Annotated in this window: 23 protein-coding genes and 1 tRNA gene; 10 read left to right on the top strand and 14 right to left on the bottom strand. The window is 65.7% G+C overall.

Annotated features, from left to right (window positions below; all coding sequences use genetic code 11):
• Window positions 1-9: 9 nt before the first annotated feature.
• The gene (locus tag BJL86_RS16915) at window positions 10-684 is read left to right on the top strand and encodes a hypothetical protein (RefSeq protein ID WP_156515369.1); all 675 of its coding nucleotides are present in this window, start codon (window positions 10-12) and stop codon (window positions 682-684) included.
• Window positions 685-742: 58 nt separating this feature from the next.
• Here the strand turns inward: BJL86_RS16915 and BJL86_RS01420 are convergent, their stop codons facing one another.
• From BJL86_RS01420 to BJL86_RS01405, 6 genes are all read right to left on the bottom strand, one after another.
• On the bottom strand, window positions 743-2,476 hold the full coding sequence (locus BJL86_RS01420; protein WP_067476094.1) for a coiled-coil domain-containing protein: 1,734 nt from the start codon (window positions 2,474-2,476) through the stop codon (window positions 743-745).
• Window positions 2,477-4,071: 1,595 nt separating this feature from the next.
• A complete protein-coding gene (locus BJL86_RS16910; protein ID WP_156515370.1) occupies window positions 4,072-4,278 on the bottom strand; it encodes a hypothetical protein in 207 nt (68 codons plus the stop codon).
• Window positions 4,275-6,359, bottom strand: coding sequence for a DUF5906 domain-containing protein (locus tag BJL86_RS01415; protein WP_067476096.1), 2,085 nt, complete (start codon window positions 6,357-6,359; stop codon window positions 4,275-4,277). The genes BJL86_RS16910 and BJL86_RS01415 overlap by 4 nt, the downstream gene beginning before the upstream one ends.
• Before the next feature lie 72 nt (window positions 6,360-6,431).
• Entirely contained in the window at window positions 6,432-6,593 is a 162-nt protein-coding gene (locus BJL86_RS16905; RefSeq protein WP_156515371.1) for a helix-turn-helix domain-containing protein, read from the bottom strand.
• A 940-nt stretch (window positions 6,594-7,533) separates the two neighbouring features.
• The gene (locus tag BJL86_RS01410) at window positions 7,534-8,874 is read right to left on the bottom strand and encodes a tyrosine-type recombinase/integrase (protein WP_156515372.1); all 1,341 of its coding nucleotides are present in this window, start codon (window positions 8,872-8,874) and stop codon (window positions 7,534-7,536) included.
• A 122-nt stretch (window positions 8,875-8,996) separates the two neighbouring features.
• Window positions 8,997-9,082, bottom strand: a tRNA-Ser gene (locus BJL86_RS01405).
• Between the two features lie 257 nt (window positions 9,083-9,339).
• On the opposite strand from BJL86_RS01405, the gene BJL86_RS01400 reads away from it, so the two are divergent.
• A complete protein-coding gene (locus BJL86_RS01400) occupies window positions 9,340-10,494 on the top strand; it encodes an oxygenase MpaB family protein (RefSeq protein ID WP_067476101.1) in 1,155 nt (384 codons plus the stop codon).
• 26 nt (window positions 10,495-10,520) lie between these two features.
• On the top strand, window positions 10,521-11,558 hold the full coding sequence (locus tag BJL86_RS01395; RefSeq protein WP_067476104.1) for an NAD(P)H-quinone oxidoreductase: 1,038 nt from the start codon (window positions 10,521-10,523) through the stop codon (window positions 11,556-11,558).
• Here the strand turns inward: BJL86_RS01395 and BJL86_RS01390 are convergent.
• The 4 genes from BJL86_RS01390 to BJL86_RS01375 form a co-directional block, all read right to left on the bottom strand.
• Window positions 11,555-12,127 carry a hypothetical protein gene (locus BJL86_RS01390; RefSeq protein ID WP_067476107.1) on the bottom strand — a complete coding sequence of 191 codons (573 nt, stop codon included), beginning with the start codon at window positions 12,125-12,127 and terminating at the stop codon, window positions 11,555-11,557. The two genes, BJL86_RS01395 and BJL86_RS01390, sit on opposite strands and share 4 nt — an antisense overlap.
• Window positions 12,127-12,702, bottom strand: coding sequence for a hypothetical protein (locus BJL86_RS01385; RefSeq protein ID WP_156515373.1), 576 nt, complete (start codon window positions 12,700-12,702; stop codon window positions 12,127-12,129). Before BJL86_RS01385 ends, BJL86_RS01390 begins: the two co-directional genes overlap by 1 nt.
• A complete protein-coding gene (locus BJL86_RS01380) occupies window positions 12,699-13,274 on the bottom strand; it encodes a hypothetical protein (protein WP_067476113.1) in 576 nt (191 codons plus the stop codon). The genes BJL86_RS01385 and BJL86_RS01380 overlap by 4 nt, the downstream gene beginning before the upstream one ends.
• Window positions 13,275-13,350: 76 nt before the next feature.
• Window positions 13,351-14,310 carry an NAD(P)/FAD-dependent oxidoreductase gene (locus BJL86_RS01375; protein WP_197487614.1) on the bottom strand — a complete coding sequence of 320 codons (960 nt, stop codon included), beginning with the start codon at window positions 14,308-14,310 and terminating at the stop codon, window positions 13,351-13,353.
• A 54-nt stretch (window positions 14,311-14,364) separates the two neighbouring features.
• Between BJL86_RS01375 and BJL86_RS01370 the strand changes: the two genes are divergently transcribed.
• On the top strand, window positions 14,365-14,841 hold the full coding sequence (locus BJL86_RS01370; protein WP_067476151.1) for a MerR family transcriptional regulator: 477 nt from the start codon (window positions 14,365-14,367) through the stop codon (window positions 14,839-14,841).
• Window positions 14,842-14,854: 13 nt separating this feature from the next.
• Here BJL86_RS01370 and BJL86_RS01365 read toward each other — a convergent pair whose 3' ends face one another.
• A complete protein-coding gene (locus BJL86_RS01365; RefSeq protein ID WP_067476119.1) occupies window positions 14,855-16,030 on the bottom strand; it encodes a winged helix-turn-helix domain-containing protein in 1,176 nt (391 codons plus the stop codon).
• A 171-nt stretch (window positions 16,031-16,201) separates the two neighbouring features.
• Here BJL86_RS01365 and wzm point away from each other — a divergent pair, with 171 nt between their 5' ends.
• Genes wzm through BJL86_RS01345 form a run of 4 tightly spaced genes read left to right on the top strand, consistent with a single transcriptional unit; the run spans window position 16,202 to window position 19,203 of the window.
• Complete coding sequence (gene wzm / locus BJL86_RS01360) at window positions 16,202-17,083, top strand: galactan export ABC transporter permease subunit Wzm/RfbD (RefSeq protein WP_067476122.1); 882 nt, start codon at window positions 16,202-16,204, stop codon at window positions 17,081-17,083.
• 18 nt (window positions 17,084-17,101) lie between these two features.
• Window positions 17,102-17,956: a galactan export ABC transporter ATP-binding subunit Wzt/RfbE gene (gene wzt, locus BJL86_RS01355; protein WP_067476125.1), complete on the top strand. Its 855-nt coding sequence runs from the start codon at window positions 17,102-17,104 to the stop codon at window positions 17,954-17,956.
• On the top strand, window positions 17,953-18,924 hold the full coding sequence (gene glfT1, locus BJL86_RS01350) for a galactofuranosyltransferase GlfT1 (RefSeq protein WP_082908602.1): 972 nt from the start codon (window positions 17,953-17,955) through the stop codon (window positions 18,922-18,924). Before wzt ends, glfT1 begins: the two co-directional genes overlap by 4 nt.
• Before the next feature lie 9 nt (window positions 18,925-18,933).
• Window positions 18,934-19,203 (top strand): glycine zipper domain-containing protein, encoded by a 270-nt coding sequence (locus tag BJL86_RS01345; protein ID WP_156515374.1) that lies wholly within the window; start codon window positions 18,934-18,936, stop codon window positions 19,201-19,203.
• Between the two features lie 182 nt (window positions 19,204-19,385).
• Here the strand turns inward: BJL86_RS01345 and BJL86_RS01340 are convergent, their stop codons facing one another.
• Window positions 19,386-20,663: a hypothetical protein gene (locus BJL86_RS01340; RefSeq protein WP_067476128.1), complete on the bottom strand. Its 1,278-nt coding sequence runs from the start codon at window positions 20,661-20,663 to the stop codon at window positions 19,386-19,388.
• Window positions 20,660-21,334, bottom strand: a complete 675-nt coding sequence (locus BJL86_RS01335; protein WP_231887253.1) for an ABC transporter ATP-binding protein — start codon at window positions 21,332-21,334, stop codon at window positions 20,660-20,662. The genes BJL86_RS01340 and BJL86_RS01335 overlap by 4 nt, the downstream gene beginning before the upstream one ends.
• A gap of 110 nt (window positions 21,335-21,444) precedes the next feature.
• On the opposite strand from BJL86_RS01335, the gene BJL86_RS01330 reads away from it, so the two are divergent.
• Together BJL86_RS01330 and BJL86_RS01325 are read left to right on the top strand one after the other, a co-directional pair.
• Complete coding sequence (locus BJL86_RS01330; RefSeq protein WP_067476131.1) at window positions 21,445-22,734, top strand: sensor histidine kinase; 1,290 nt, start codon at window positions 21,445-21,447, stop codon at window positions 22,732-22,734.
• Window positions 22,731-23,390, top strand: coding sequence for a response regulator transcription factor (locus BJL86_RS01325; protein WP_067476132.1), 660 nt, complete (start codon window positions 22,731-22,733; stop codon window positions 23,388-23,390). The genes BJL86_RS01330 and BJL86_RS01325 overlap by 4 nt, the downstream gene beginning before the upstream one ends.
• A gap of 9 nt (window positions 23,391-23,399) precedes the next feature.
• On the opposite strand, the gene BJL86_RS01320 is transcribed toward BJL86_RS01325, so the two are convergent.
• Entirely contained in the window at window positions 23,400-23,801 is a 402-nt protein-coding gene (locus BJL86_RS01320) for a hypothetical protein (protein ID WP_067476134.1), read from the bottom strand.
• Window positions 23,802-23,824 lie beyond the last annotated feature (23 nt).

Here is a 23,824-nt window from a genome sequence, read left to right as displayed (position 1 = left end):
GTCAGTGCGATGGAAGCTTTGTCGGACTTGGGTTTTGAGGCGTACATCGCTACGGGGATTCTTGGCGCCGATGTTCTGCGCGTTCCCGATCACGTCTTACGGGAGCGGCTCGCGGCCCTTCGATCGATGGTTAGCCCTCTCTATCAACGAGATCGCCGCAGCCAATCCAGGAACATCTATCAACATCGAATTGTTGATACTTTTATTTCTGACCTCGGCTACGACCTCGACGAAGAACTCGATTGGTTCACCGAAGAGACTGAGACTTGGGCGGGTGGGACGTCGAACGACGGCGACGACGAGCCAGGCGAATTTCGTGTTGAACATTCTTCTGACCCCGGCGAAGATGCCGGAATCGTGTATCTGGCCACGAGTGTTGGGGGTGAGCGCTGGGAGTTTCATAAAGGTGACGCGGACCCCTACCCATCCGTTCCACACGGGCACTCGGCGGCCGATCGACGAATAAAACTGGACCCCTATAGGGGTTGGATCTATGACAGGGACGGCATTCAAACCTCAAGACTGCGGCGGCGACACACCATCAAGTTGTGGAACGACGAGGAATTCCGAGTCTTCGCGCAACAAGCCCTGGACCATTACGCCGAAAGGCACCCCTTCTTTGCGCGCCAAGTTCGCGACGAACGAGGAGTTCTCCGTTATCGCAGGCTTCCACGCCGGCGGTGAGCCCTGCGCCGCCGCCGGTCATCAGAGATCCCATACCCATGCGTCCATCACCTCCCTGTCACTGTTTCTGTCCCTGAGAGGACCGCTGATCGCGCTGCTGGCCCTGAGCGGGCATGACGCCCTTGACCTTCTCCGCGGCCCGGGCCCGGTTCCGCTCGGCCTGGCCACGAGTGGTGAGCAGGATGGAGGCGTCAGCCGACGGACCGTACTTGCGCAGCAGTTTGTTCTTCGCGCCTCGGTCGGCGATCTCAGCGAGGCTCTTCTGCCCGCCGTCCTTCGTCTTGATCCTTGTCTCCTCCAGGACCTCCTCGCGCAGATGAGGAAGGTCAGACTTGTTGATCTCGATCTGCTCGACGGCACCCTCGTACGCGTCCTTGGCCACCTGCGCTTCGCCCAGCGTCCGACGCGCCGCCTCGCTGAGATCGACCTGGCGCTGCTCCTCCTCGAACGCCCGCTCCTCCCACCGACGCGCCGCCGCAAGCTTTTCGTCGAGTGCCTCCATGCGCTCGGCGTGCTCGGCATCCTGGCGCTGGGTCTCAAGGATGGCCAACCGACGAACGCGGTCAGCCTCCTTCCGGATGTGCTCAGCAGACTTCTCCGCCCGGGCGGTAATCTCCTCACCCTCACGGCGACCAGTGGCCCGACCTTCGCTCCGCCCCTTGCTCAGCCCACGCCGGTAGCCGCGCTGCTCGGCACCCGACGCGACCTCCTCGGCCTGCTGCACGGTCGCGGTGGCCACCAGCTCGGCCTCCATCTCGGTGCGCTCGGCCGTGGCGATGGCCGCGACCGCGACGTCATCGACGACCAGTCTGTGCTGGGCGACCTGATCGCGGTCGGCCTCGACCTCGACCGTCTCCTGTTCGAGGATGAGCATCTCGTTCGCCCAGTCCTTGAAGTCTTCGTGTTCGAGTTTTCGATCGTGGCGCAACTCGTCGCGCTCGGCCTCGACCTGGTGACCGCGCTCGATCATGAATGCTTTGAACTCGCGGTGGTACCTCGCGAACTTCCGCTTGTTGCCCTCGCGGACCATCTTCTGGGTGCCGTCCGCATTGAAGATGGCCTTGCCCTCGTCCGTGGCCGCTGGCACTAGTCGGTCACTGCGGTGCGACCCGAACGCCCGGCTGTAGCCGTTCTCCATCTTCTCGGCGTCCTTCTTCGTCGGAGCCCCGTAGTACGCGTCCATGAGCACCTGCAAGTGGGGCCGGTGCTCGTCGAACTGGATGCTGTATCCGTGGATGCCCTTCTGCCCGTCGGGCAGGAGCGCGGCGTCGAACTCCAGGCAGTCCTCGAAGTACCTCCGCGCTTCGTCCTCCATGCCCGGGATCACCCTGTATCGCGGCAGCATCACGGGCAGCCCTTCCGCATCCACACGGGGCGTCCCGTCACGGTGCCGCGGCTGATAGAACGTGCCGTCCTCCTCGACATAGGACCACGGAAGGTGATGTACCTGCGTGACCGCGAAGCGCTCCCCGGTCTTGATGCCCTTGCGCACCCGCTCCTCGCGGGCGTCACCGTAGGCGACCACCTCGGCGATCGACCCGGTCTCGCGGAACCCGCCATCACCATCGTTCACGCGGTCGACGTTCAAATACGTCTTCTCGATATTCACCGCCGGATTCTGCGCGGCGTACCACGCCACCGCTTCTGGCCCAGCGGTCTTGCGCTGAGCCTCGGTCGAGATGTTCTTGCGCGAGCGCGAATGCCCCCGACGGGTGCCGTCCGCCGACCGGTGACCGTCGATGTCCATCGACGCACGGCCCTTGCGGCTCGTGCCGGTGCTCGCTTCGCTCACGACTCGCCCTCCTCCGTCGGCCGATTGAAATGAAGATCCCCGCCTGCGGCGGGACCCACTCCCCGTCGCCGTGGGGCCCTGGCCGGGCTCGCTTGCGCTCACCGGCCTGCCCACACCGCCGTGAAGCGGGACGGGCCACCCGGCCCGAGGTCGATACCCAGGCAGGTCCATGATCGTCGGGGCCCCTGTCCCCACCGATCATACCCCTACCCCCTATGGGTATCAAGCCTCGGTCCAGGTGTCCAAGGCGCCATTGGACACCCGGTCGGTCGGGCTTCGCCCTCTCTCCCTGCTCGCTGCGCTCGGGTGTCCCTGTCGTCCTGCCGGAGGCAAGCCAAGAGACATGAACACCCAGGTCAACGGCTCGCCGTCGACCTGATCACCGCCTGCGGCCCAATGCTCGCTCGCTCGCATCGGACCTACGGCAGTGCCGGACCGCCCCTCGGGCACGCGGCGATTACCCATATACACGCCGCAAACTCCTCGACCGGTCGAGAGCCGGTCGTAAACGCCCAGGTCAGCGCGAGCGAGTACACTCCCTCCAACTCTCTGACCTGCGACGACCGGAAGTGTCCACCCCCGTGCGTACACGCCCGGCAAAAGCCCAGGTCGCCGCGTATACGCCCTACCCGTCCTCGATACCCTCGCCGATACCCCCTCGGGGCACTGCCGACGGTCGACCGCCCGCCCGGGAGCGATCCCGACGGTGGCCGGGAGGTCGATCGCCGGTGGTTCGGGATCATCGCTAGCCCGGGCGTGCCCGCCGCCTACGGCGGCCAGGCCCGCCCCTCGGCTGCACCGCCGCCTCCGGCGTCGGCTGGCCTCGTGGGCCAGCGTTGTGGTGTTCCAGGGAGCCGATCACAGTCGATCCACCCGGTGCACCTGCACAAGAGCCACGGTCGGGCAGGCCCCGCTGACACGGGAGCCGGCCAGCCGCGGCGAGAGGATAGACCCGGTACCGGACCGTGGTCCGCTACCGGTCCAGAGCGTGAACCCGGCGGTCCTCGGCGGACCGTCTGGACGGGGGTCTGATCGAGGGAGCGGGACGACGCCAGAAGAGAAGTCGGTGGGGGAAACCATTACCCCACAACGAAACCCGTGGTCCTAGTGCCGCAACGGAGTGGCTGTATAGCCCTCCACTGGCGTCCATGCTGAGGCTCTATGGACGCTACGAAGCGTCTTCCACGCCTCCCGCTGGAGGCCGTGTCACCAAGATGAGGCACTGACGCCCCATACCAGCGGCCACAGTGCCTCGACAACGCCTTTACAACGACTCCAACTTGCGTCATAGGCCATGCGATCCCGAGCCGTGAGGCGTCTATGACGCCATGCGGGGGCGCCGTGAAGGCCACAGCGCCGCAACGAAATCCGCGACTGGCGTCATAGATCGCACAGGGACGCAAGCAGAAGGCTATGACGCCCACCGAAGGGTCGAGCGTAGCCCCCAGGAGGCCGCTACCTTGCGCCCGCGAGCAGTCTCAGCCTTCCACTGAGGGCTTCAACGCCTCTGGGTAGGGCGCGAAATCGTCTGTCGGACAGCAGAAAACACCCCCGCACACGCTGTGCGGGGGTGTTCTACTGGAGCGACTAGTGGTTCATCGGCGCCTCAGCGCCTCGATTCCGTCCGGGTGGTCGACGGCCGCGGCCACATCCCACTCCGTGCTCTGGTCGCGCCAGAAGGCAGCCACGACCGGATCGGAGTCCGGGTCGCCACGGACAACCCGGCGCAGCTCACGCTCGAACTGTGCCGGACCCATCGGCCCGCGTCCGCGCTGCGCTGCTCGTCGGTCTTTGCGGTTCATTCCCTCACCTCCGCCCAGACGGGGGCAGGGGCGGGTGGCACACCGGCCGGCACACCGCGATTGGCCCAGGTCGCAATCTCGGCGATCTCAGCCGCGGTAAGCGGGGCGAGATCCGGGACGTCGTCGGTGGTCTCCGCGGAGGGATCGGCCAAAGGCGAGGAGACCTCCGCCGGTACGTGGTCGAGCAACTGCGGCGCGACCTGAAGATCACGCACGAGGCATGACGCCCGCCGCGGCAGCGCCAGAGACTTCTGCGAGCGGAGCGTGCCGATGGGCAGCCCTTCCAGATCGCGTCCCCACCGCGCCACTCGCTCGTCACCCGACACCAACTCGTGGGTGGCACCATCCGGCCGCAGATCAGCCCACGAACGACCCAGATCCTGAATGATCGGGGCGACCTGGCCAGCGCAGGTATCGGCCCAAGATGCGAGCGACTTCTGCACGCGATCCCGAGCATTGCGCTCCTCGCGCCATACACCACCCCGTGCGGCTTCCTCGACCAGTCGGTCGGAGAAGTTCCTGATCGACTCGACACCTGCGCTGGTGCCCCGTCGGGCACGGGATTCGGCCTTGTAGAGGTCGTACAACATCTCCAGCGGAAGATGGCCGAGATCAGTCACAGCGAACTGAGGCTCGTATCGCCGCCAGAAGTCGACAATGGGATCATTGGCCTCGCGGAACTCCTCGAGGACCTCGGCCACCGACGGCGGCGTGCTCATCTCGGTGATCGGGCCGATCACCTTGAGTGCTTGCCAGACGAACCATTCCCTCACCTCAGGGCGCTTGAGGTAGTCACTCTTGATCCGGGGATTCCGCTTGATGTCAGTCGTTCCGTCGCTCATGAATCGCTGACCGAAAGGGATGATATAGAGCCGACGGTCGATCGCCTGACTCTTGTCCTTCATCTTCGGCAGCTTGTTGATCGAGAAAACCATCGTCACGAAGAGTTTCGTGGTGACCGCATCCCGGTTCTTCCGATTGATCAGAACCGGGTCATGCGAGCCGATCGCCTTGAGCATCGCCGACGACTTCATGAATCCGTCGGGGTCGGACTCATCGGAGAGATTGACGGCGGCATTCAGTAGCGACGTGAGAATGAAATCCCGGGCGTCGCCGCCGAAGTTCTCCAGGCCGATCGAGGCGCACCGCAGGCCTCTTTCACCGCCGACCATGCACCGCTGCATCTCCAAGACGGTGCCCTTGCCGTTCGATCCAGACTCGGAATAGAGCATGATGACCTTGTCATCGCCAAACGCCCGCGGCCGCAAGATCCGGTTGTTCACCTCGTGGATCTGGCGCGCCAGCTCCGGTGTCCCCATCGTCTCCAGCAACCAGCTCGCCGGGTCCCACCACGTGCCATCCGGATTCTCAATACGCGGCAGCTCCGGCTCGACTTCGGGCAGCTTTGTCCGCGCCTTCGCCATGAAGACCAGATCGGGCGTGTACGGCAGCCTCTCGCCCGTCGACATCTTGTAGACACAGTCGTCGAGCGCCACCAGATCGGGGTCGGTGCACTGATACCGCAACGGCGCCAGGTCGCGAATGGCCGAGAGCGTTTCGCCGATCCAGCGGTCATTCGCATCGTATGCAAGGCGCCTCAAGAAGACCGTGATCTGGTTCGTCCGACCCGAGCACTGCTCGTAGAGCCCGTCATCGGCGTTGTACACCGCTAGGAGCGCGACGTCGCGATCCGGCTCGGTCTCCACGGCCGGGATCAGCGCGACCGGCAAGTACAGCATCGTCAGCTCAGCGGCCTGACGGTGCGTGATCCCCTTCGGAGGAGCGGCACCAGCGGCACCCTTCGCCTTCTTGCCCTCCTTGCTCTCGTCGTCCTTCTTCTTCCAGCCCTCGTACACGGCCGCAGTCCACTCGCACACCGTCCTAGCCGCCTTCGCCGGGGCCGGCAACGGCCCCCTCCGCAGTGCGGCCACCGCCCGAACAGTGGCCAGCTCCAGCACTTCGTCCTCGGTCAAAACCGGGTCGACAGTTTGCTCCGGAGGCGCGGGAGGTGGGGTGAACCCCAGCTCGTCGCGATCGAACGAGAACTCGACACGATCGATCGAATCGTCGTAAGATGTCATCAGTAAAACCTTTCTGTGGTGGTTAGGTTCCGAGCGTCGCTCCTTTGCAGAGGTGCGGCGCTCATCTTTTTGTCAGGCGACGGACGCCGGAACTGGAATCCGAATCTCGCCGTGTTCGACGACCTGCTCCGCGCCGGGAATCAGACCCTGCTTGATATGCCGGTAGATCGTCCATTTGCTCCGACGCTTCAGCGCGGCGTACTCCTCGACGGTCAACCATGTCGATTCAGCCATTTCCACTCCTTTCCTATGCGTTCTCGTGCCTACAGATTCCACGAAATGCCAACAGGCCGCAAGTATCAGGAACGGCTAAATGCGCAGGTCAAGCGGTCAAACTATCCTTGACGGGTAATGGTATTCCGCTACACTCAAACGTCCGATCGAGCCGCCACCAGCACCTTTCCTAACAGCTGAATATTCACGAGAGAATGCCTAAATACAGGCTCGACACGAGCAAAAAAATGTTTGACCCCACTGGGATGTCGCGACCCTGTAGGGATGTCGGGACCCGATCAGATCCCTACAGGCCGTTTCCCCTGCTCAGAACACCAATCGACCACCCCGTGTAGGGATGTAGGGACGAATCGAGGAAAGAGTTCTTCCATGCCTATAGAGCGAGCGAAGCTCGATTCTTCCCCCCGCGTAGAGTTCTAAAAAGATCCCTACATCCCTACATGAACAGGTAGAAACACCCCTTGGCCTGCGTTTTTACCCTGTAGGGAGGCCTGTAGGGACGACTTTCGATCCCGACATCCCTACACGGTCCGAGCAGCTCCTCGGGCGGGTGTCTCGGACAGCTCTACCGACAACTGGTCGAGCGGGTGTCTAGAAGTCGGGTGAAGGAACATGTGACACGGTCTCGAAGTTCTGCTCGACCAGCTGTACGGACAACCGCTCGAACAACCGATCACGAACCCACCTACCGGTTCACCCCCGACTTCTACCCGCGGGTCGATCAGCTGGTCGTGGTCGTGGTTAGAAGTCGGGTGAAGGAACACGGGTACCTCTGACGAGCTTCACGAGCAACCCCTCGACCAGCTGGTCGAAGTGCAGATCGAGCAGCTCCTCGAACAACCGACCGACCGGTGGTGAGAAGCCCGGGCGAAGGAATGCGGGGCCACGAGCAACCGCTCGGACCACGCGTCTCGGACGGCTGCTCGAACAGTGGCCAGGCCTACGGCAGGTCCCACTCACCCGTCTCCGGGTCCCGCACCATCCCCAGCTTATCGGCAGCGTGTGCTGGCAGTTCCTGATCGACCACATGCACAGGTCCTCGATCCGCCGGAACCACCCGCTCACGGCTGTAATCGAGCGCTGACGCCAGTGACCGCAGGTCATCCTCGTGGACGTGTGCATACGTCCGCAGCACCAGTTCGCCGCCATCTGCGTGGCCCAGCCACTTCGCCACCTCTGCGGGAGAGGCACCCATCGAGATCAGTCGTGACGCCGCAGTGTGGCGCGACGCGTGCAACCGTCGATGCGATACACCCGCCGACTCCAACGCATCGTTCCACCAGAAATTGAGCGTCCGCGGGCTCGTCGGACGACCGTTCTGCTGTGTCAGCACGTAAGGATCGGACCCACCACGCCACCGCTCCCCGTACCGCGCCTGCTCGGCCTCCTGACGCGACTTCGCCGCCCGTAGCACCGCGAGAGTCGGATCTGGAAGGGGCAGCCACCGCCCGGCCGACGCCGTCTTTCCCACCGACTGCTCGATGATCTTGCCCCGCACCGCGACTCGGGTGGCCATCGCGACCTTCATCGTCCCGTGCTCCAGATCAATCGACGACCATCGCAACCCGGCCATCTCGCCCCGGCGCAGTCCGAGGAGTCCGAGCGCAATCATCGGGGCCCTCATCGCGGCGAGGTACGGGGCCGACCGCATGTGAGCATCCGCCGGTGGTGTCGGCGGGTGAGCAGCTTCCAGCCGCGCCACCTCGGCATCGGTCAGACGATCCGAAAGATCCAGTGGGCCTTTGCTTTTTGATGCCACAGGGTCATCACGCTTGCGCAACGGCTTTACGAGTTCCACCGGATTTCGAGCAACTTTTCCCTGCTCGACGAGGTCCTCCCACACCGACTCCCACCGGGCCCTCATAGGATTGATCGACGTCCGCGCCCATTTCCGACCACCCGGACCCGTGCCCTCGCGTAGGTCCTTGATCAGTGCGACGACGTCGGCCTTCTCGATGGTCTGCACCTTGCGCTTGCCATACCTCTCGGCCACCGGTGCCAGCGCGGCCGAGTACGCGGCCCGCGTCGACGGCGCGAGCTGCTGGGCCTCCAGCCACTCCTCGATCGCCCGGGCCACGGTCAAGCCCGTGGTCGGCACCAGGCGCCCCTGCGCCGCAGCCGCCCGCAACTCCTTGAGCTTGTCCGAGGCCTCCCGGACGGTTTCGAATCGGAGCCGCTTCTGACGTCTGACACCGTTGACCTCGGCGTCTACGCGGATCTCGTACCGGACCGTTCCGCTCTTGTACTCGACCCGCTTCACGCCCTCAGGAATCCTCGCCACAGGAGTAATTCTAGGAGTATTGCCAGGTCGAATGTGTCAACTCGTGTGTCAACTTCGCCGACCACCGCTCGAACGAAACAAGGGCCAGGTCGAGATTATCTCTCTGACCTGGCCCTTCTCTGCGGAAGCGGAGGGATTTGAACCCCCGGTGCTGTTTAGGCACGCTCGCTTTCAAGGCGAGTGCATTCGGCCGCTCTGCCACACTTCCCCCGCGCGTGGGAACCACGCGCGCATTGCCATCCTAACGGGAAGCCGCGACGACGCACGAAATCCCGCAAGGTCCGCCCCGGAGCGCCATTGCCGGGCGGTTATATATGTGACACGATATGTGACGTGGCCCACAAGCGAGCGGCGGCCACCCCTCTGCCGCCTAGGGATGTGCACGCAATGCCGGACGAACGATCGACTCCCCCGCCGAGCAGATTCCGGCCGCACCCAGGCAAGTCGAAGGGCTCATTCTAGGCCATGTCGATGGTGTGGCGAGTGGGCGATCCGGCGCCGGCGCAATGGCAGCTCATCGGCTCCTCCATGAATTCCGGCGACGCCGAGTTCGATGCCCTGGCCGAATGGATGGCGACGGAGGCCACCGGTCCGGAGCGAGGCGAGATCCACGGCGCCTTCGCGAGCGGAGATACCTCCGACGTCATCCGCCACGATGCGGTGAAGCGCGCGGTAGAGACCGTCGAGAACACCCCTGACTGGGTCGATCGCGGTGTTCTAGCCGAGGGTGCGCGGGCGTTGCGCCGCGGCGGGTGCGACGGGATGTATTTCGCGCGGGATGTCGCGCTGATGGGCGGATACCAATTCTCCGACCTCAACAAGACGCTCGTGCGGACGGGCGCGCTGGAGAAGGGGGCGAACCAGCGTTTCGCGGAGACGATGCGGTGGGCGCTCGACGTCACGGGCGACGGCGGGCTCGAACCGTGGGCTGCGGGGTTCACGTCGACGGTGCACGTGCGGCTTATCCACTCGCTGGTCCGGCGGCACGTACGCGCCATGGACGACTGGGACGAATCACGTTGGGGCGTGCCCGTCAACCAGACGGATATGGGCGCGACGCTGGCCGGTGCGCTCATCGCGCCGGGAGCGGGGGCGCTGACGATGGGTGTGGTGTGCACACCGCGCGAGCTCGACTCGATAGCGCATCTCACGCGTTATGTCGGCTGGCTCATGGGCGTGCGCGATGAGTTTCTGCCGCGCGATTTCCGCGACGCCATCCGCCTGCTGTGCCACCTCGTGTCGGCGCAGTCGGAACCGGACGAGACGAGTGCGCTTCTCGCGGCGCCCATGGCGAGCGATCCGCTGCGCTGGTCGTTCGGCGCGTTCGAGCCGGTGCGCCGCCGTCTCGCGCGGGCACAACACCTGTCGGTGGCAGCCGCGTTCCTCGGTCCGCGCACGATGCGCGCGCTCGGCCTGCCCGCGCTAGTGCTGCCGTGGTACCCGGCAATGCGACTGCCTATCAACCTGGCGCGCAGCGCATATGCGCTGTCCGGGGCGGAGCGCTACCGCCGCTGCGCCGACCGCGGGGGCGACGCACAGTGGAAGTTCTACGACCGGATCACCGGCGGGGACGGCGCCACGATCGGCGCCTCAGCCGGAGCCTCGACGAAAGCCCACTGACCCGGCGCACGGCGTAGGTTGGGGCCATGCAGGCAATCACGCACGACGAATCCGTTGGACCCTCCTCGCTCGCACTCGCGGAGGTTCCCGATCCGGTGCCCGGCCCGGACGAGGTCGTCATCGAGGTGGCGGCGTCCGCCGTCAACCGTGCCGACCTGATGCAGTCGCAGGGGCTATACCCACCGCCGTCCGGCGCGCCCGCGACGATCGGCCTGGAGTGTTCGGGGAAGATCGTCGAAGTCGGCGAGAATATCGAGGGCGCTGCCGAGTGGGCCGCCGAGCACCTGCGTCCGGGCGCGGAGGTCTGCGCGCTGCTCGCCGGTGGCGGCTATGCCACGCGCGTCGCGGTTCCGGCGGCCCAGGTTATGCCTATTCCTTCGGGCGTGTCATTGGCCGAGGCTGCGTCCCTGCCGGAGGTCGCGTGCACCGTGTGGTCAAACCTCTTTATGACGGCGGACCTGACGAAACTTTCCCGGCCCGGGCGGCGCCCCCGCCTCCTCGTCCATGGCGGCAGCGGCGGCATCGGGTCGTTCGCGGTCCAGCTGGCCGCCGCCTTCGATATCGATGTGGCGGCCACGGCGGGTTCGGCCGAGAAGGTCGCCGCGTGCCGCGAGCTCGGGGCGGGGCTGGCGATCAACTACCGCGAATCCGATTTCGTCGACGTGCTGCGCGAGCACACTGCCGAGTCGGGCGACTTCGGAGCCGACGTGATCCTCGACGTGATGGGCGCCAAGTACCTGGGCCGCAACGTCGCCGCGCTCGCCGACGACGGCCGATTGGTCATCATCGGTATGCAGGGCGGGATCTCCGGCGAGCTCAACATCGCCGAGCTGCTCGGCAAGCGCGGCGGCGTGATCGCGACGAACCTGCGCAAGCGTCCCGTCGAGGGTCCGACGGGCAAGGGCGAGATCTGCCGCCAGGTGGTCGAGAACGTATGGCCGCTGATCGAAGCAGGCCGGATCAAGACCCAGGTGTCCGAGAGGTTTGCGTTGGCCGATGCCGCGCAGGCTCTGCAGCGCCTGCAGTCGGGCGAGTCGAGCGGGAAGTTGCTGCTCGAGGTCTAGCGGCGGGTGTCCGCGTTGCGCACGAACCGGCCAGCCCGCGCGATCCGCAGGATGCTGGGGATGAGCGCAGCCACCGCCAAACCGACCACGACTACCGCGAAAAGCACGCCGGGAAGCAGTGCGTCACCGGCTGCGAAGCGGAACACGAGGAATACCAGCGGAAAGACAACCAAAACGGACAACATCATCGACACCACGACGACGTTCTTTTCATCGGTGTGCATCCGCTTAATCCAGTGCTCCGGGATACCTTCCGGCGGGACGTTTCCGGTGTCGAGGGCAGTCATGTAGGCCGCACGGTCGCGGGCGCTATGAAAGTCTCGCCGGTATTTTCGCTCTCCCGCGTATGTGCCGACTCCCGCAGCTACTGCGGCGAATACGCCGATGCTCGCCAACTCGGTCCACGACGAATTTTCGAATAGTCCAATTGCATGGAAAAGCCCGAGCACAATAAGCAGGCACGCGAGCACGCCGGCGCCGGTTGCCCACGCGTACACGAAGACCGAGCGTGAGTACATGCGCATGCGAAGCTCTTCGACCTGCGACGGCGGGAGGAACGAAGAACGCATCACGCGACCTTGTCCGATTGGCTGATCCCCAGTGCCAGCTCAGCATTGCGAGCGCGTTGAATACCGAGTGCCGCTCCAACCGCGACGAGTGCGAATAACGTCGACACGAAGACGACCGACGGCCAGATCGCCTCGCCGTTGCTTGCGGGGACAACAATGCCGATCAATGCGACAGGCGCGAGAAGCACAAATCCAATGAATCCCATGGCCTTGCTGTCGGCGATGGAGCGAAGCTCCTTTCTCCATTCCGAGGGGAGCACTTCGCCCTCTCCTACGGAAGTAGGGTCGAGCACAACGCGATCGAATCGAAGGCGTTCCTCCGCATCCGGAAACTCGGCACGCTTATTTCGTTCGCCCCACCAGATGAAGAACGCAGCCATCACGGAACCGACGCCTGCCTGAAACACGGGAAACCCGCCTTCGCCCGACTGCGATTCCTGGGCAACGACTCGCGATCCGAATAGCCCGAACATCACTAGTACTACTGCCAACGCCGCAATCACGGCGCAGAGAATCAAAGGTAAGCGATAGAAAAACCCACGAAGCCTCAGTTCCAAAGAACTCAACGCCGTCACTGCGCTCCCTCCATGCGCCGGGGGCTGCTCGCCGCATACATTCTTTCGACCTTCTTGGAACGCCGCACCTGCAAAAGGAGTACGGTCACCATTACTCCGTACGCCGCGATTGCCGCCACTACCAACGGCCATTCACCGCCGCGCACGATCATCGCGGCGATCACGAATCCGAATGCGACCGCGAAAGCGATTGCGCCGAAAAGTGACCCTGAACGGTCCGCGATTTCGGTGAGCAGCTGCTCGCGCCAGTGCATCGGAATGCCAGAGTCAGGCAGGACTTCGCGGTCGACAGCGTGCTGGTACGCAGCTCGATCCTGGGCGCCGTCGAACCTCTTCCGGCGAGAATGCTCGCCCACCGTAATTCCGACCACCACAGCCGCACCGAAGATTGCCGTGAACGCGACGCTCCCCTGCTGCGAAAGTTCGAAACCTGGATCCCATTTCCTGGTTGCGAGGCCCACGATACGCATCAGCGGGACGACGATCACGAACGCCAAGAGCGCGAACGCAGGCAGGGGCAAGGCGTAGAGCCCCACGCGGAAGCGGTCGATCAGGCGAGCATCTGAAGTCATCGCCCGCGATGTTTCCACAATTCCGTGCGGCCTACACGGCTCGTTGCCAGATCGAAATGTCGTGTGCGCCGGGGCTTTACCGCGGCATGATCGCGTCCGCGACACTCGTCGCTCCGGCCGCCAAGCCGCCGCCGATCGCGTTGCCGACACTGAACATCGGCATCGGCAGATTCGGCCCCACGGCCATATCGCCGGCAGCGTAGATACCGGGCACCGAGGTCCGTCCGCGCTCATCGACACGCACGAACCCGCCCTCGGAAATCTCCAGCCCCATGTCGCGTTCGAGGTCGGCGACGAACTCGGCGCGCTGGTGCATCTTCGGCATCACGAAGAGACCGGAGACCTCGACATCACGGCCGCCCGCGCAGCTGATCGTGAGCCCGCCGTCATACTCGGCAACCCGTTCGACGGCCCCATCCACCAACTCGATCCTCTCGGCGCGCAGCGAATCGTGCACATCCTCCCCCTGGGTGAACACCACGAGTTCGGACGCGATCGGGCCGAGCATGAGCGCCTGGTGCGTGGCCAGCATGGCCCCGAGAATCCCGACGCGCTGCCCCGAGAATTCGTGCCCGTGGCAGAACGGGCAGTTCGCGATGCGCCCGCCCCACGACTCGGCTATCCCATCGACGTTAGGGAGTTCGTCGCGAATCCCAGTGGCAAGTATGACGGCGGAGGTGCTCACCTCCTCCCCGTCTGCGAGGTGCACGGTGAATCGTGGACGACCGTCGACCTCAGCGGCGCGCGCAATGGACTCTACGGATGTCGTGCGGCTGGTGATCGTGTCGTAGCGGGAGAGTTCCTCGCGCGCCGCGGCCCGGAGATCCGCCGGCGCCGTGCCGTCGCGGCCGATGAGGTTGTGCATCTCGGTGACGGTGGCATTGCGGTAGTCGCCGGAGTCGAGCTGCAGGACGGAGCGGTGCACGCGGCCGGCGGTGAGCGCGGCCTGCAGGCCGGCGGGCCCGCCGCCGATAACGACGGCGTCGAAGTGGGGCATGTCGTTGTGAGACTTTTCTTGGTTCTGTTGCTGCGTCATACTCGAAGCATTCACCTTCAGGCCGACCTGAAGGCAAGCGTTGGGGGAAAGTATATGACCGAGAACACCGCGAACCAGGCCGCAACCACCTGGACCGTGGGCGAGATGGCCGAGCGAGTCGGCGTGGCGACGCACGTGCTGCGCCACTGGGAGGACGAGGGACTGCTACACCCCGAGAGGACGGCGGCCGGATACCGCCGCTACCGGCTCGACGACCTGGTCCGGATCCTCGCGATCCAGCACAATCAGCGCGCGGGGATGGCGTTGCCGGAGATCAAGGCGATGCTCGACATGGACAACGCCGACCGGCACCGGATCCTCGAGGCGCACCTCGACAAGCTCGATCAGCTATCCCGCGAGATCGCGCTGTCCCGCGCGATGACCGAGCATGCGCTGCGCTGCCGCAATCACGACATCAGCCGCTGCCCCAGGTTCGCCGATATCGTCGGCCAGGTCGCCGAGGAGCCCGGGCATACGCCCGACTTCGAGCAGTTCGGCGTGCGGCGGGATCCGGACGGCCCGACAGCATAGTTGGGCCCGACGATCAGCTGGCGTGCCCCGAGAGTTCGGAACGAAGCGAATCCGCGACCGCCGGCTCGTCGCAGCGGTCGATGCGCACCTCCTCGGCGCCCACCCACGTCGCCGCCTCGCGCAGCGCAGAGGCAGCCTGCGGAGCATGTCTGACGTCGAACAACGAGATCTGCCTGGCCACGAGCGCCCCGCCGTCGCGGCCAGGATCGACCCGACCGATGAGCTTTCCGCCGGCGAGAATCGGCATCGCGAAGTAGCCGTGGATTCGCTTCGGCCTGGGCACGTACGCCTCGAGTCGGTGGGTGAAGTCGAAGATGCGGTCGGTGCGCGGGCGATGCCAGATCAGCGAATCGAAGGGCGACAGCAAAGTGGTGCGATGGCGGCCGCGCGGCAGCTGTTCCAGCGCCGCGGGATCAGCCCAGGCCGGGTCTTTCCAGCCGGCGACGTCAACCCGAACGAGTCCGGTATCCCCGATGACCGCATCGACGTCGGCGCCGCGGATGCGGTGGTAATCGGCGAGATCGGAGCGCGTGGCCACGCCCATCGCGATGCCGGCCTGTCGGACGAGCCGGCGATGGCATTCGGCGTCGCTGAGGTCCTGCTCCCGAAGCTCGGCGGGAACTGCGCGCTCGGCGAGGTCGTACACGCGCTTCCAGCCGCGGCGCGTCGTGCACACCACGTCCCCCTTGGCGAGCGCCGCCTCGACGGCGATCTTCGTCTCGCTCCAGTCCCACCAGTCCGCAGTCTTCTTCGCGCCGCCGAGCTCGGTCGAGGTGAGCGGCCCGCGCTCGCGCAGCTGTGCGAGCATGTCGCGGTAGGTGCGCTCGGACACTCCCTTGCCCCACATCGTCCGCTCGCGGTGCGCGCGGCGCCGGAACGCGAACAGCGGCCATTCCTCGATCGGCAGGATGCACGCGGCATGCGACCAGTACTCGAAGGAGTGCGCATCGCTCCAGTAGGCGCGGTCCACTCGCTCCCGACCCACCGCGCCGAGGCGCGCATACGCGACGAGCTCATGCGAGCGGGCTAGCACCGAAATCGTGTCGAGCTGCACCGTCCCGAGGCTGCGCAGCACCCCGCGCACGCCCGCCTTCCGGTCCGGGGCGCCGATAAAGCCCTGGGCGCGCAGCGCAATACGCCGCGCCTCGTCGGCGGACAAACTCGCCTCCGGCGAGTGGCGGTTTCCCATGCCCCACACCGTAGGCGACGCCTCCGACTATCCGTCGGCGATGGCCCGCAACGCTGCCAGGTGCGTGGCCAGAGCGTCCCTCCCGGCCTGGTCGCCGATGATCTCCTCATTGCGGACGCCTCCGTCCTCGCGACACGGCTTTCTCATTCCCAACGGGTAAGGTTTGCCCACGTGAGCAACGATTCAAGTACCGAAACCGCGCAGCCAGAGCCGCAGACCAGCTCGGCTCCGCTGGTCAGCGACTCACGCACGTTCAAGCGCGCCTTCGAGGATCTGACCCGCGGCTTCAGCCAGCGCCAGCTGTGGCTACAGCTTGGCTGGCAGGACATCAAACAGCGCTACCGGCGCTCCACCCTCGGCCCGATCTGGATCACAGTCGCCACGGGCGTGATGGCCCTGGCTCTGGGCCTGCTGTATTCGGTGCTGTTCCAGATGGATCTCGCCGAGTTCCTCCCCCACGTCGCCGTGGGCCTGATCATCTGGAACTTCATCTCCGGCTGCATCAAGGAGGGCTCCGAAGTCTTCATCTATAACGAGGGCCTCATCAAACAGCTGCCGAGCGCGCTGTCGGTACATATCTACAGGCTCGTGTGGAAGCAACTCCTCTTCCTCGCGCACAACATCATCATCTGGGTCATTTTGATGATCGTGTTCCCCAGACCGCTCGGCTGGGAACTCCTGCTGGCCCTGCCCGCGCTCGCGCTGCTCGTCGTCAACGGCGTATGGGTCACGCTGCTTTTCGGCATCATCGCCACCCGCTTCCGCGATGTCGCGCCGCTGCTCGATTCTCTCGTCCAGCTCGCGTTCTACATGACCCCGATCGTCTGGACGACCGCCACCCTCGAGCAGCAGGGCGGCGACGTCGCCGAGCGCGCCAAGCTCGCACAGATCAACCCGCTGTATCACTACCTCGAGATCATCCGCGCGCCCATGATCGGCGAGCCGATCGACGCCTACCACTGGTGGATCGTCCTCGGCTGCACTGCGGCGGGCCTGCTGCTCGCGCTCGTCATCATGCGCCAGTACCGCTCGCGCGTCCCGTACTGGGTTTAGGAAAGGAACGCACACACCATGGCTCGCTCAAAAGTCTCGATCACGTGCGAGAACGCCTGCGTCGACTTTCCGATCTTCGACGCCAAGTCCCGCTCGCTGAAGAAGGCCGTCCTCGGCTCGGCAGGCGGCGCGATCGGCAAGACCGACTCCAACGTGGTCGTCGTCGAGGCGCTCAAGAACATCAACCTCAACCTCAAGGAGGGCGACCGCATCGGCCTCGTCGGCCACAACGGCGCCGGCAAGTCGACGCTGCTCCGCCTGCTCTCGGGCATCTACGAACCCACGCGCGGGGCCGCGCAGATCCGCGGCCGCGTCGCCCCGGTCTTCGACCTCGGCGTCGGCATGGACCCGGAGATCTCCGGCTTCGAGAACATCATCATCCGCGGGCTCTTCCTCGGCCAGACCCGCAAGCAGATGCAGCAGAAGATGGACGAGATCGCAGACTTCACCGAACTCGGCGATTACCTGTCCATGCCGCTGCGCACCTACTCCACGGGCATGCGCGTGCGCCTGGCGATGGGCGTAGTCACCTCCATCGATCCGGAGATTCTCCTCCTCGACGAGGGCATCGGCGCGGTCGACGCCGAGTTCATGAAGAAGGCGCGCATCCGCCTCGAGAAGCTCGTCGAGCGCTCGGGCATCCTCGTCTTCGCCTCGCACTCCAACGACTTCCTCGCCCAGCTCTGCGACTCGGCGATGTGGATCGACCACGGCGAGATCCGCCAGACCGGCGAGATCGAGGAGGTCGTTACCGCCTACGAGGGGCCCGATGCCGGAAAGGCCGTGCGCGAATCGCTCGACCGCCTCGCCAAGGATCGCGCGGCCGAGGCGAAAGCAGCCGCGAACGCCGCCGAAGGAGGCCAGGCCCGATGACCTCCCCCACCCCGCCGTCATCTGGCACATCCGGAACGCCTGCGAACGGAGGCACATCCGGCGAGAAGATCATCGCGGTCGTGGTCACCCACAAGCGCCTCGAACCGCTGCGCCGCTCGCTCGAGCTCGTGTGCTCACAGACCCGCCCGGTGGACCACGTCATCGTCGTCGACAATGCCGACGAGCCCGAGGTTCGCGAACTCGTGGAATCGCTTCCGGCGCCGTCATCCTATGTGGGTAGCCGCCACAATCTGGGCGGCGCCGGCGGTTTCGCGCTCGGCATGCTCCAGGCCCTCGCACTCGGCGCCGACCGCGTCTGGTGTGCCGATGACGACGGACGTCCCGAAAGCACCGAGGTCCTGGAAACGCTGCTGGATTGCGCCTCGCGGCATGGCCTCGACGAGGTCTCCCCGGTGGTCGCCGACATCGACGATCCCGATCGACTGGCGTTCCCGCTGCGCCGGGGGCTTGCGTGGCGGCGGCTGCGTTCGGAGCTGTTCGAGCCGGACGCCGAGGGCAATGTCGATTCCTCCGACCTGCTGCCCGGCATCGCCTCGCTGTTCAACGGCGCGCTGTTCACCGCGGACTGCCTGTTCCGCGTGGGCGTGCCGGATCTGCGGCTGTTCATCCGCGGCGACGAGGTGGAGATCCACCGGCGGCTCGTACGTTCGGGCGTGCGCTTCGGCACGTGTCTGACGGCGGCGTACCTGCACCCCAACGGTTCGGGCGAGTTCAAGCCGATCCTCGGCGGGCGGATGCACACGCAGTACCCCGACGATGAGGGGAAGCGGTTCTTCACCTACCGCAATCGTGGCTACCTGCTCAGCCAACCGGGCATGCGCAAGCTGCTGCCGCAGGAGATCGTGCGTTTCGGCTGGTACTTCCTCGTCTCGCGCAAGGATCCGCAGGGCCTCGCCGAGTGGGCGCGGCTGCAGCGACGCGGCGCGTCGGAGGACTTCCGCCGTTAGAGTGAGGCCATGACTCCTCCGCCATCTCCTCCGCCATCTCCGCAGTCCTCCCGGAACTACCCGAACAAGGAGAGCTGGGCCATCGGCCTGGCGATCGGGGTCGCCTTGGGCATCAGCATCGGCGTCGCCATGGACAACATCCTTCTGGGCATTCCCGTCGGCATGGGCATCGGAATCGCGCTGGCGGTGGCGTTCTCTGCCGACAAGGATGGCGACGAGGACGACGATGGCGAGGGCGACAGCCACCACGGCGCCGACACGGACGCCGAGGATCGCTGACTCGCGCGGGCTCTGCCCTGCCGCGCGCCTCCCTCAACGCCGCAATCACGATCGAACGTGCTCAAACAGATCTTCTGGGGCTCCCTAGGGCCTGTTTCGGCACGTTCGATCGTGTTTACACGCAGAGACGCGCGAATCGGGCCCCGGCACCAAGTCGTCCCCGCGCCGTCACCGCTCACGCCCTAGGCCCGACCCCGCGGCAGCATCATCTTGACCCCTGCCATCAGGGCGAACATCGCCGAGAGGATCGCCACCAGCGGCAACCACAAGATGCTCGCCCACCACGCGGAGGGAAACGCGGAGCCGGTGGCGGTCACGTTGGTCAACGCGACGCCGACCAGCGCCAGGCCCAGCGTCAGAATCCCCACGGTCGCGGTCACGGCGGATGCCTCCCACAGCAGCGCGCGGTTGCGTTGCCTGGTCGACGCCCCCGCTCGCGCGAGCGTCCGTTCATCGGCCCGAGTCCGCGGCGCCATCACGCACATCGACCCGACGCCCGCGACAAGCGCCGGCACCAGCGCGGGGGCGAGCAGCACGAACGTCAGCCCGAGGCTCGACACCCCCGCCCCTTCCTCGACCCCGGAAAGCGCCTTGATCGGCGAGCCAACGCCCACCACCATTCCCGCCAGAAGGAACCACGGCACGACCTGTGCCGAGGTGTACGCCGTCCGTGCCCGCGCGCTACCCGTCGCTACCCGTGCAGTGACTCCACACGCATGCAGCGCTCGCGTCCACTGCAGCACCGGCCGAATAAACCACGGCATCAGGCACACCATCGCAAGCAGCACGATCGTCGCAATGCCTACGCCGGCGGTCGGATCCCCGCGCATCTCCCCGGTGAACGGCAGGATCAGCCCTGTCCCGGCGAATGTCAGCCCGAACACCGTCGCCCACACGCCGCGCCGCACCTTGGGCACGGCGGCGCCTCGCGCGGCCTTCACGGCGGGCCGCCACCCCACCGACACCGCCCGGCCGAGCGATCCCCCGACAGCGCCGGACGCGCAGATCCCCACCGCGATCGCAATAACGGCGAGATTCACCCGCGGATCCCCCACATCGACCCCTTCCAGCCTGACCCTCGCAACCATCGCACCCACAATCGGCGGCGCGACCAGGCTCCCGCCCAGAGAGCTCAGCCCCGCGACCGCCACAACCTGGAAAAGTATGACGGCGGACGCCGCAGCCCCCGACATCCCCGCCATCTTCCAGCTCGCATACACGCGTCGGCGCTCATTGACGATCAGCCCGGACAGCGTCGCCGTCGACGCGAAGACAGACACCAGGGCCATCCCGAGAACCGTGCCGCCGAGTTCCTCGGATTCCCCTCCCCCGGTGACAAGGAAGGCCAGCGCGCACGCTACCCCTGTGCCTGCGGCGACATAGGTGAGCGCGAACGCCAACCAGGAGAGCGCATTGGCTCGAATATCGCTGCGCGCCACATCCATCACCACGCTGTTCATCGGCCGCCTCCGATTTCCACGATGTCATCGGCACAGCTCAATCCTTCAGGCGAATGGGACACGAGAACCACGGTCGCGCCTCGGTCGGCCGCGCCGCGCAGGTTGCGGAGGACGATGTCCGCGCTCCGCGCGTCGAGCGCGCCGGTCGGCTCGTCGGCGAAGATGAAGGGCACCCGCGCAATCAGCACCCGAGCCACGGCGACGCGTTGCTGCTGCCCGCCGGAAAGTTCGTGCGGGAGCCGACGCTCGAGGCCGTCGAGTCCCAGTTCCGCGAACGTCGCGCGCGCCGCCGCCTTGTTCACCCGCTTCCCCAGCAGCCTCCCCGACAGCAGTGCATTATCCCAGGCGGACAGCGATTCCAGCAGGTTATAGTCCTGGAACACGAAACCGCGCTGGGTCCGGCCGGGAGCGTTCACCCTGCCCGCAGTCGCCGAGTCCAACCCCGACAAGAGGTTGAGCAGCGTTGTCTTGCCGGCCCCCGAAGGTCCGGCGAGTACCAGAATCCGTCCCGGAAGCACCTTCAGATTCAGTCCTTCGAAAACCGTTGTGGTTCCGTATCGCATCCCGAGGTTCTCGGCGATGATCGAGGGAGACGACGCTGCGGACATCTGGTGCGCACTCGGTTGTTGCCGTGGCTCGAATGGCCCGGCCTGTCGCGTTGTTGTGTTCATGTCCTCGAGTTCATCTCATGTCATACGTCCGCGATATGGCGCGGAGTTCCGTGCCGAGGTGGAGCCAGCTCTACTGTGTCGGGCTTCCTGAGCCGTTAAGCTCGGTGCCCATGGACCGTCCGCCCGAACACCGCGCACGCTGGCCGAGGGGCTTTCGCCACAACCCGCTACGGTTCATCCTCGCCGCAGCGACGTGGCGCGCGATGGCGTGGACGTTCGTCCTCGCCGTGATCGCGCTCCCGCTGCTCATCGCGTCGATCGTGCTCTTGCCGTGGCTACCGCTCGTCGCGCGTATCGCCGACGAACTCGGCGCCACCGGGGCTAGGTGGATGGGCGTGCCGATTCGACGTCGCCGCGCCGGCAGGTGGTTCGACTGGCAGAAATTCGTCCACCTCGCATGCCAGCTCGTACTCTCGCTCCTCGCGTTCGTCATCGAGGCGATCGGCGCGACCGCTGTGGTCTCGCTGCTGGTCATTCCGGTCATTTCCCTGTTTCGCTCGGATCTCGAGTTCACTCTCGGCTGGTGGACCACGTCGTGGTTTCCCGGCGTTCTTGCCGCGGGCTGGGGATTCGCGATCGTGTTCCTTTTCGCGCTCGCGTACCTGTCCTGGCTCATCGCCGGCGCCGCGGTCTATTCCACGTCGGCAACGAACGCGCCGACGCGCGAGGATCTGTTGCGCCTCGAAGAATCACGCGCGGTACTCATCGACGCCTTCACAGGAGAGCGCAGCCGCATCGAACGCGAACTCCACGACGGCGTGCAGCAGTACCTCAGCGCGCTGCAGCTCAACATCGCCACGGCCGAGCTCAAGGCGGCGGACGCGCCGGAACTCGCCGAACCCCTCGAACAAGCCAAACTCAACGCCCGTAGTGCTCTCGAGGCGTTGCGCCAGGTGATTCGAGGAATCTACCCGCAAGTTCTTGCGGACAGAGGACTCGTGGAGGCTCTTGGTGAATTGCTTGCGCACAGCGGGGTCGACGGCGAACTCCACACGGACATAGAACCCGGCTCCGGCACCGCGATCAGCGCGACCCCGGCGCTGTTGCTGTACCACTGCGCCGCCGAAGGACTCACCAACGCCGTCCGCCACGGCGGCGCCGAGCGCGTGGATATCGCGGTGCGGTTCTCGCGGTCGACGGTGGGTATCCGTGTTGACGACGACGGGGCTGGACTTTCCGAGGCCTCGCTAGATGCAAATTCCGGGACCGGAGTCGCAGGCCTCCGGGAACGGGCCTCCGCACTTGGCGGGAACGCGGCGCTGGAATGGTCCTCGAGACTCGGCGGCGCGCGCCTGAGGTTGGAACTGCCTGCATCGCGGGAGCTGCGGGGCGAGGCGGGTACTACGTACTCTGGCTCCGGGACGGCCGTGGACGTTCACCGCTTGGAGGAGGCCGAATGAGGATCGTTCTCGCCGAGGATTCCGCGCTGTTGCGCGCCGGCCTTGCCCAACTCCTCGAGGCTGCCGGACACGTGGTCGTCGCGGTCTCCGACGCCCCGGAACTCATCGCGGCGTGCGCCGAGCACTCCCCGGATCTCATCGTCTCGGACGTGCGCATGCCTCCGAACATGGCAGATGACGGGCTCGCCGCAGTCCACACGATCCGCCGCGAGCGTTCGGCGTCCGGGGAGGATGCACTGCCCGCCGTCATACTCTCCCAATACGTTGCGGCGGCATACCTGGACACGCTGCTCGAACACGGCAGCTTCGGGTATCTACTCAAGGAACGCGTGGGCGATGTGCGGGACTTTTTGGCGTCGCTCGAGGCGGTGGCGCGTGGGGAGACCGTCGTCGACCCGGACGTGGTGAAGACGCTGCTGCGCAATCGGACGAGCGGGGTCGCCGCGCTGACCGCGCGCGAGCAAGAGGTACTCGCGTTGATGGCCGAGGGACTGAGTAACTCGCAGATCTCGGAGCGGCTGTTTCTCAGTGCCGGCGCGGTGAGTAAGCACGTGGCGGCGGTGTTCAGGAAACTCGGCTTCGCACCCGATGACGAGAACCGGCGCGTGCGCGCGGTTCTCGAGTGGCTGCGGCACGCGCCGGGACAAAGCGGCTAGGTCAGTCCGTCAGTCCGAAGTCTGCACGTCGACGTGCGTGCCAGCGGGCACGGTCACGGTGTAGGTGATCTCGCACAGACCGACGGTGACGGACTTACCGCCGCACGGCTTGCCGAGGTCGAGGACATTGCCCATGAGCGTCCACTGCGGGGAGTCGGCGCCCGTGCCGATGACGGTGCGATCTTCGGCGACGGTGACTTCGCCTGCGCCGCCCTCCCGGACATCGACCTTGGAGAAGTCGCTGTTCACGCGCAATTCGGGCCCGTCGAACCGGAAGGACTCGGCGCGGTAGGCGTTGTCACCGGAGAATTCGGTGCCGCATGCGGACACGAGAACGCCGGTCACCGAAAGGCAGCCGAGAAAGAGTAGGACCGTGGAACGGGCCGGGCGTGATGCTGGTGAATTCGTCATGCATTAAGTACATGATTTCGACG

Origin of the sequence: Dietzia timorensis (genome assembly GCF_001659785.1) — a bacterium.
Lineage (GTDB): Bacteria > Actinomycetota > Actinomycetes > Mycobacteriales > Mycobacteriaceae > Dietzia > Dietzia timorensis.
The sequence above is the reverse complement of the archived record's forward strand: the minus strand, read 5'-3'. Positions and strand labels throughout refer to the sequence as shown.

Excerpts from the sequence above, each read along its gene's own strand:
- BJL86_RS01395 (WP_067476104.1), top strand. The coding sequence starts at position 10,521 with ATGCAGGCAATCACGCACGACGAATCCGTTGGACCCTCCTCGCTCGCA.
- glfT1 (WP_082908602.1), top strand. The coding sequence starts at position 17,953 with ATGACCTCCCCCACCCCGCCGTCATCTGGCACATCCGGAACGCCTGCG.
- BJL86_RS01330 (WP_067476131.1), top strand. The coding sequence starts at position 21,445 with ATGGACCGTCCGCCCGAACACCGCGCACGCTGGCCGAGGGGCTTTCGC.
- BJL86_RS16905 (WP_156515371.1), bottom strand. The coding sequence starts at position 6,593 with ATGGCTGAATCGACATGGTTGACCGTCGAGGAGTACGCCGCGCTGAAG.
- BJL86_RS16915 (WP_156515369.1), top strand. The coding sequence starts at position 10 with ATGGAAGCTTTGTCGGACTTGGGTTTTGAGGCGTACATCGCTACGGGG.
- BJL86_RS01375 (WP_197487614.1), bottom strand. The coding sequence starts at position 14,310 with ATGACGCAGCAACAGAACCAAGAAAAGTCTCACAACGACATGCCCCAC.
- wzt (WP_067476125.1), top strand. The coding sequence starts at position 17,102 with ATGGCTCGCTCAAAAGTCTCGATCACGTGCGAGAACGCCTGCGTCGAC.
- BJL86_RS01335 (WP_231887253.1), bottom strand. The coding sequence starts at position 21,334 with ATGAACACAACAACGCGACAGGCCGGGCCATTCGAGCCACGGCAACAA.
- BJL86_RS01370 (WP_067476151.1), top strand. The coding sequence starts at position 14,365 with ATGACCGAGAACACCGCGAACCAGGCCGCAACCACCTGGACCGTGGGC.
- BJL86_RS01400 (WP_067476101.1), top strand. The coding sequence starts at position 9,340 with ATGTCGATGGTGTGGCGAGTGGGCGATCCGGCGCCGGCGCAATGGCAG.
- BJL86_RS16910 (WP_156515370.1), bottom strand. The coding sequence starts at position 4,278 with ATGAACCGCAAAGACCGACGAGCAGCGCAGCGCGGACGCGGGCCGATG.
- BJL86_RS01380 (WP_067476113.1), bottom strand. The coding sequence starts at position 13,274 with ATGACTTCAGATGCTCGCCTGATCGACCGCTTCCGCGTGGGGCTCTAC.
- BJL86_RS01345 (WP_156515374.1), top strand. The coding sequence starts at position 18,934 with ATGACTCCTCCGCCATCTCCTCCGCCATCTCCGCAGTCCTCCCGGAAC.
- BJL86_RS01340 (WP_067476128.1), bottom strand. The coding sequence starts at position 20,663 with ATGAACAGCGTGGTGATGGATGTGGCGCGCAGCGATATTCGAGCCAAT.
- BJL86_RS01320 (WP_067476134.1), bottom strand. The coding sequence starts at position 23,801 with ATGACGAATTCACCAGCATCACGCCCGGCCCGTTCCACGGTCCTACTC.
- BJL86_RS01390 (WP_067476107.1), bottom strand. The coding sequence starts at position 12,127 with ATGCGTTCTTCGTTCCTCCCGCCGTCGCAGGTCGAAGAGCTTCGCATG.
- BJL86_RS01325 (WP_067476132.1), top strand. The coding sequence starts at position 22,731 with ATGAGGATCGTTCTCGCCGAGGATTCCGCGCTGTTGCGCGCCGGCCTT.
- BJL86_RS01365 (WP_067476119.1), bottom strand. The coding sequence starts at position 16,030 with ATGGGAAACCGCCACTCGCCGGAGGCGAGTTTGTCCGCCGACGAGGCG.
- BJL86_RS01415 (WP_067476096.1), bottom strand. The coding sequence starts at position 6,359 with ATGACATCTTACGACGATTCGATCGATCGTGTCGAGTTCTCGTTCGAT.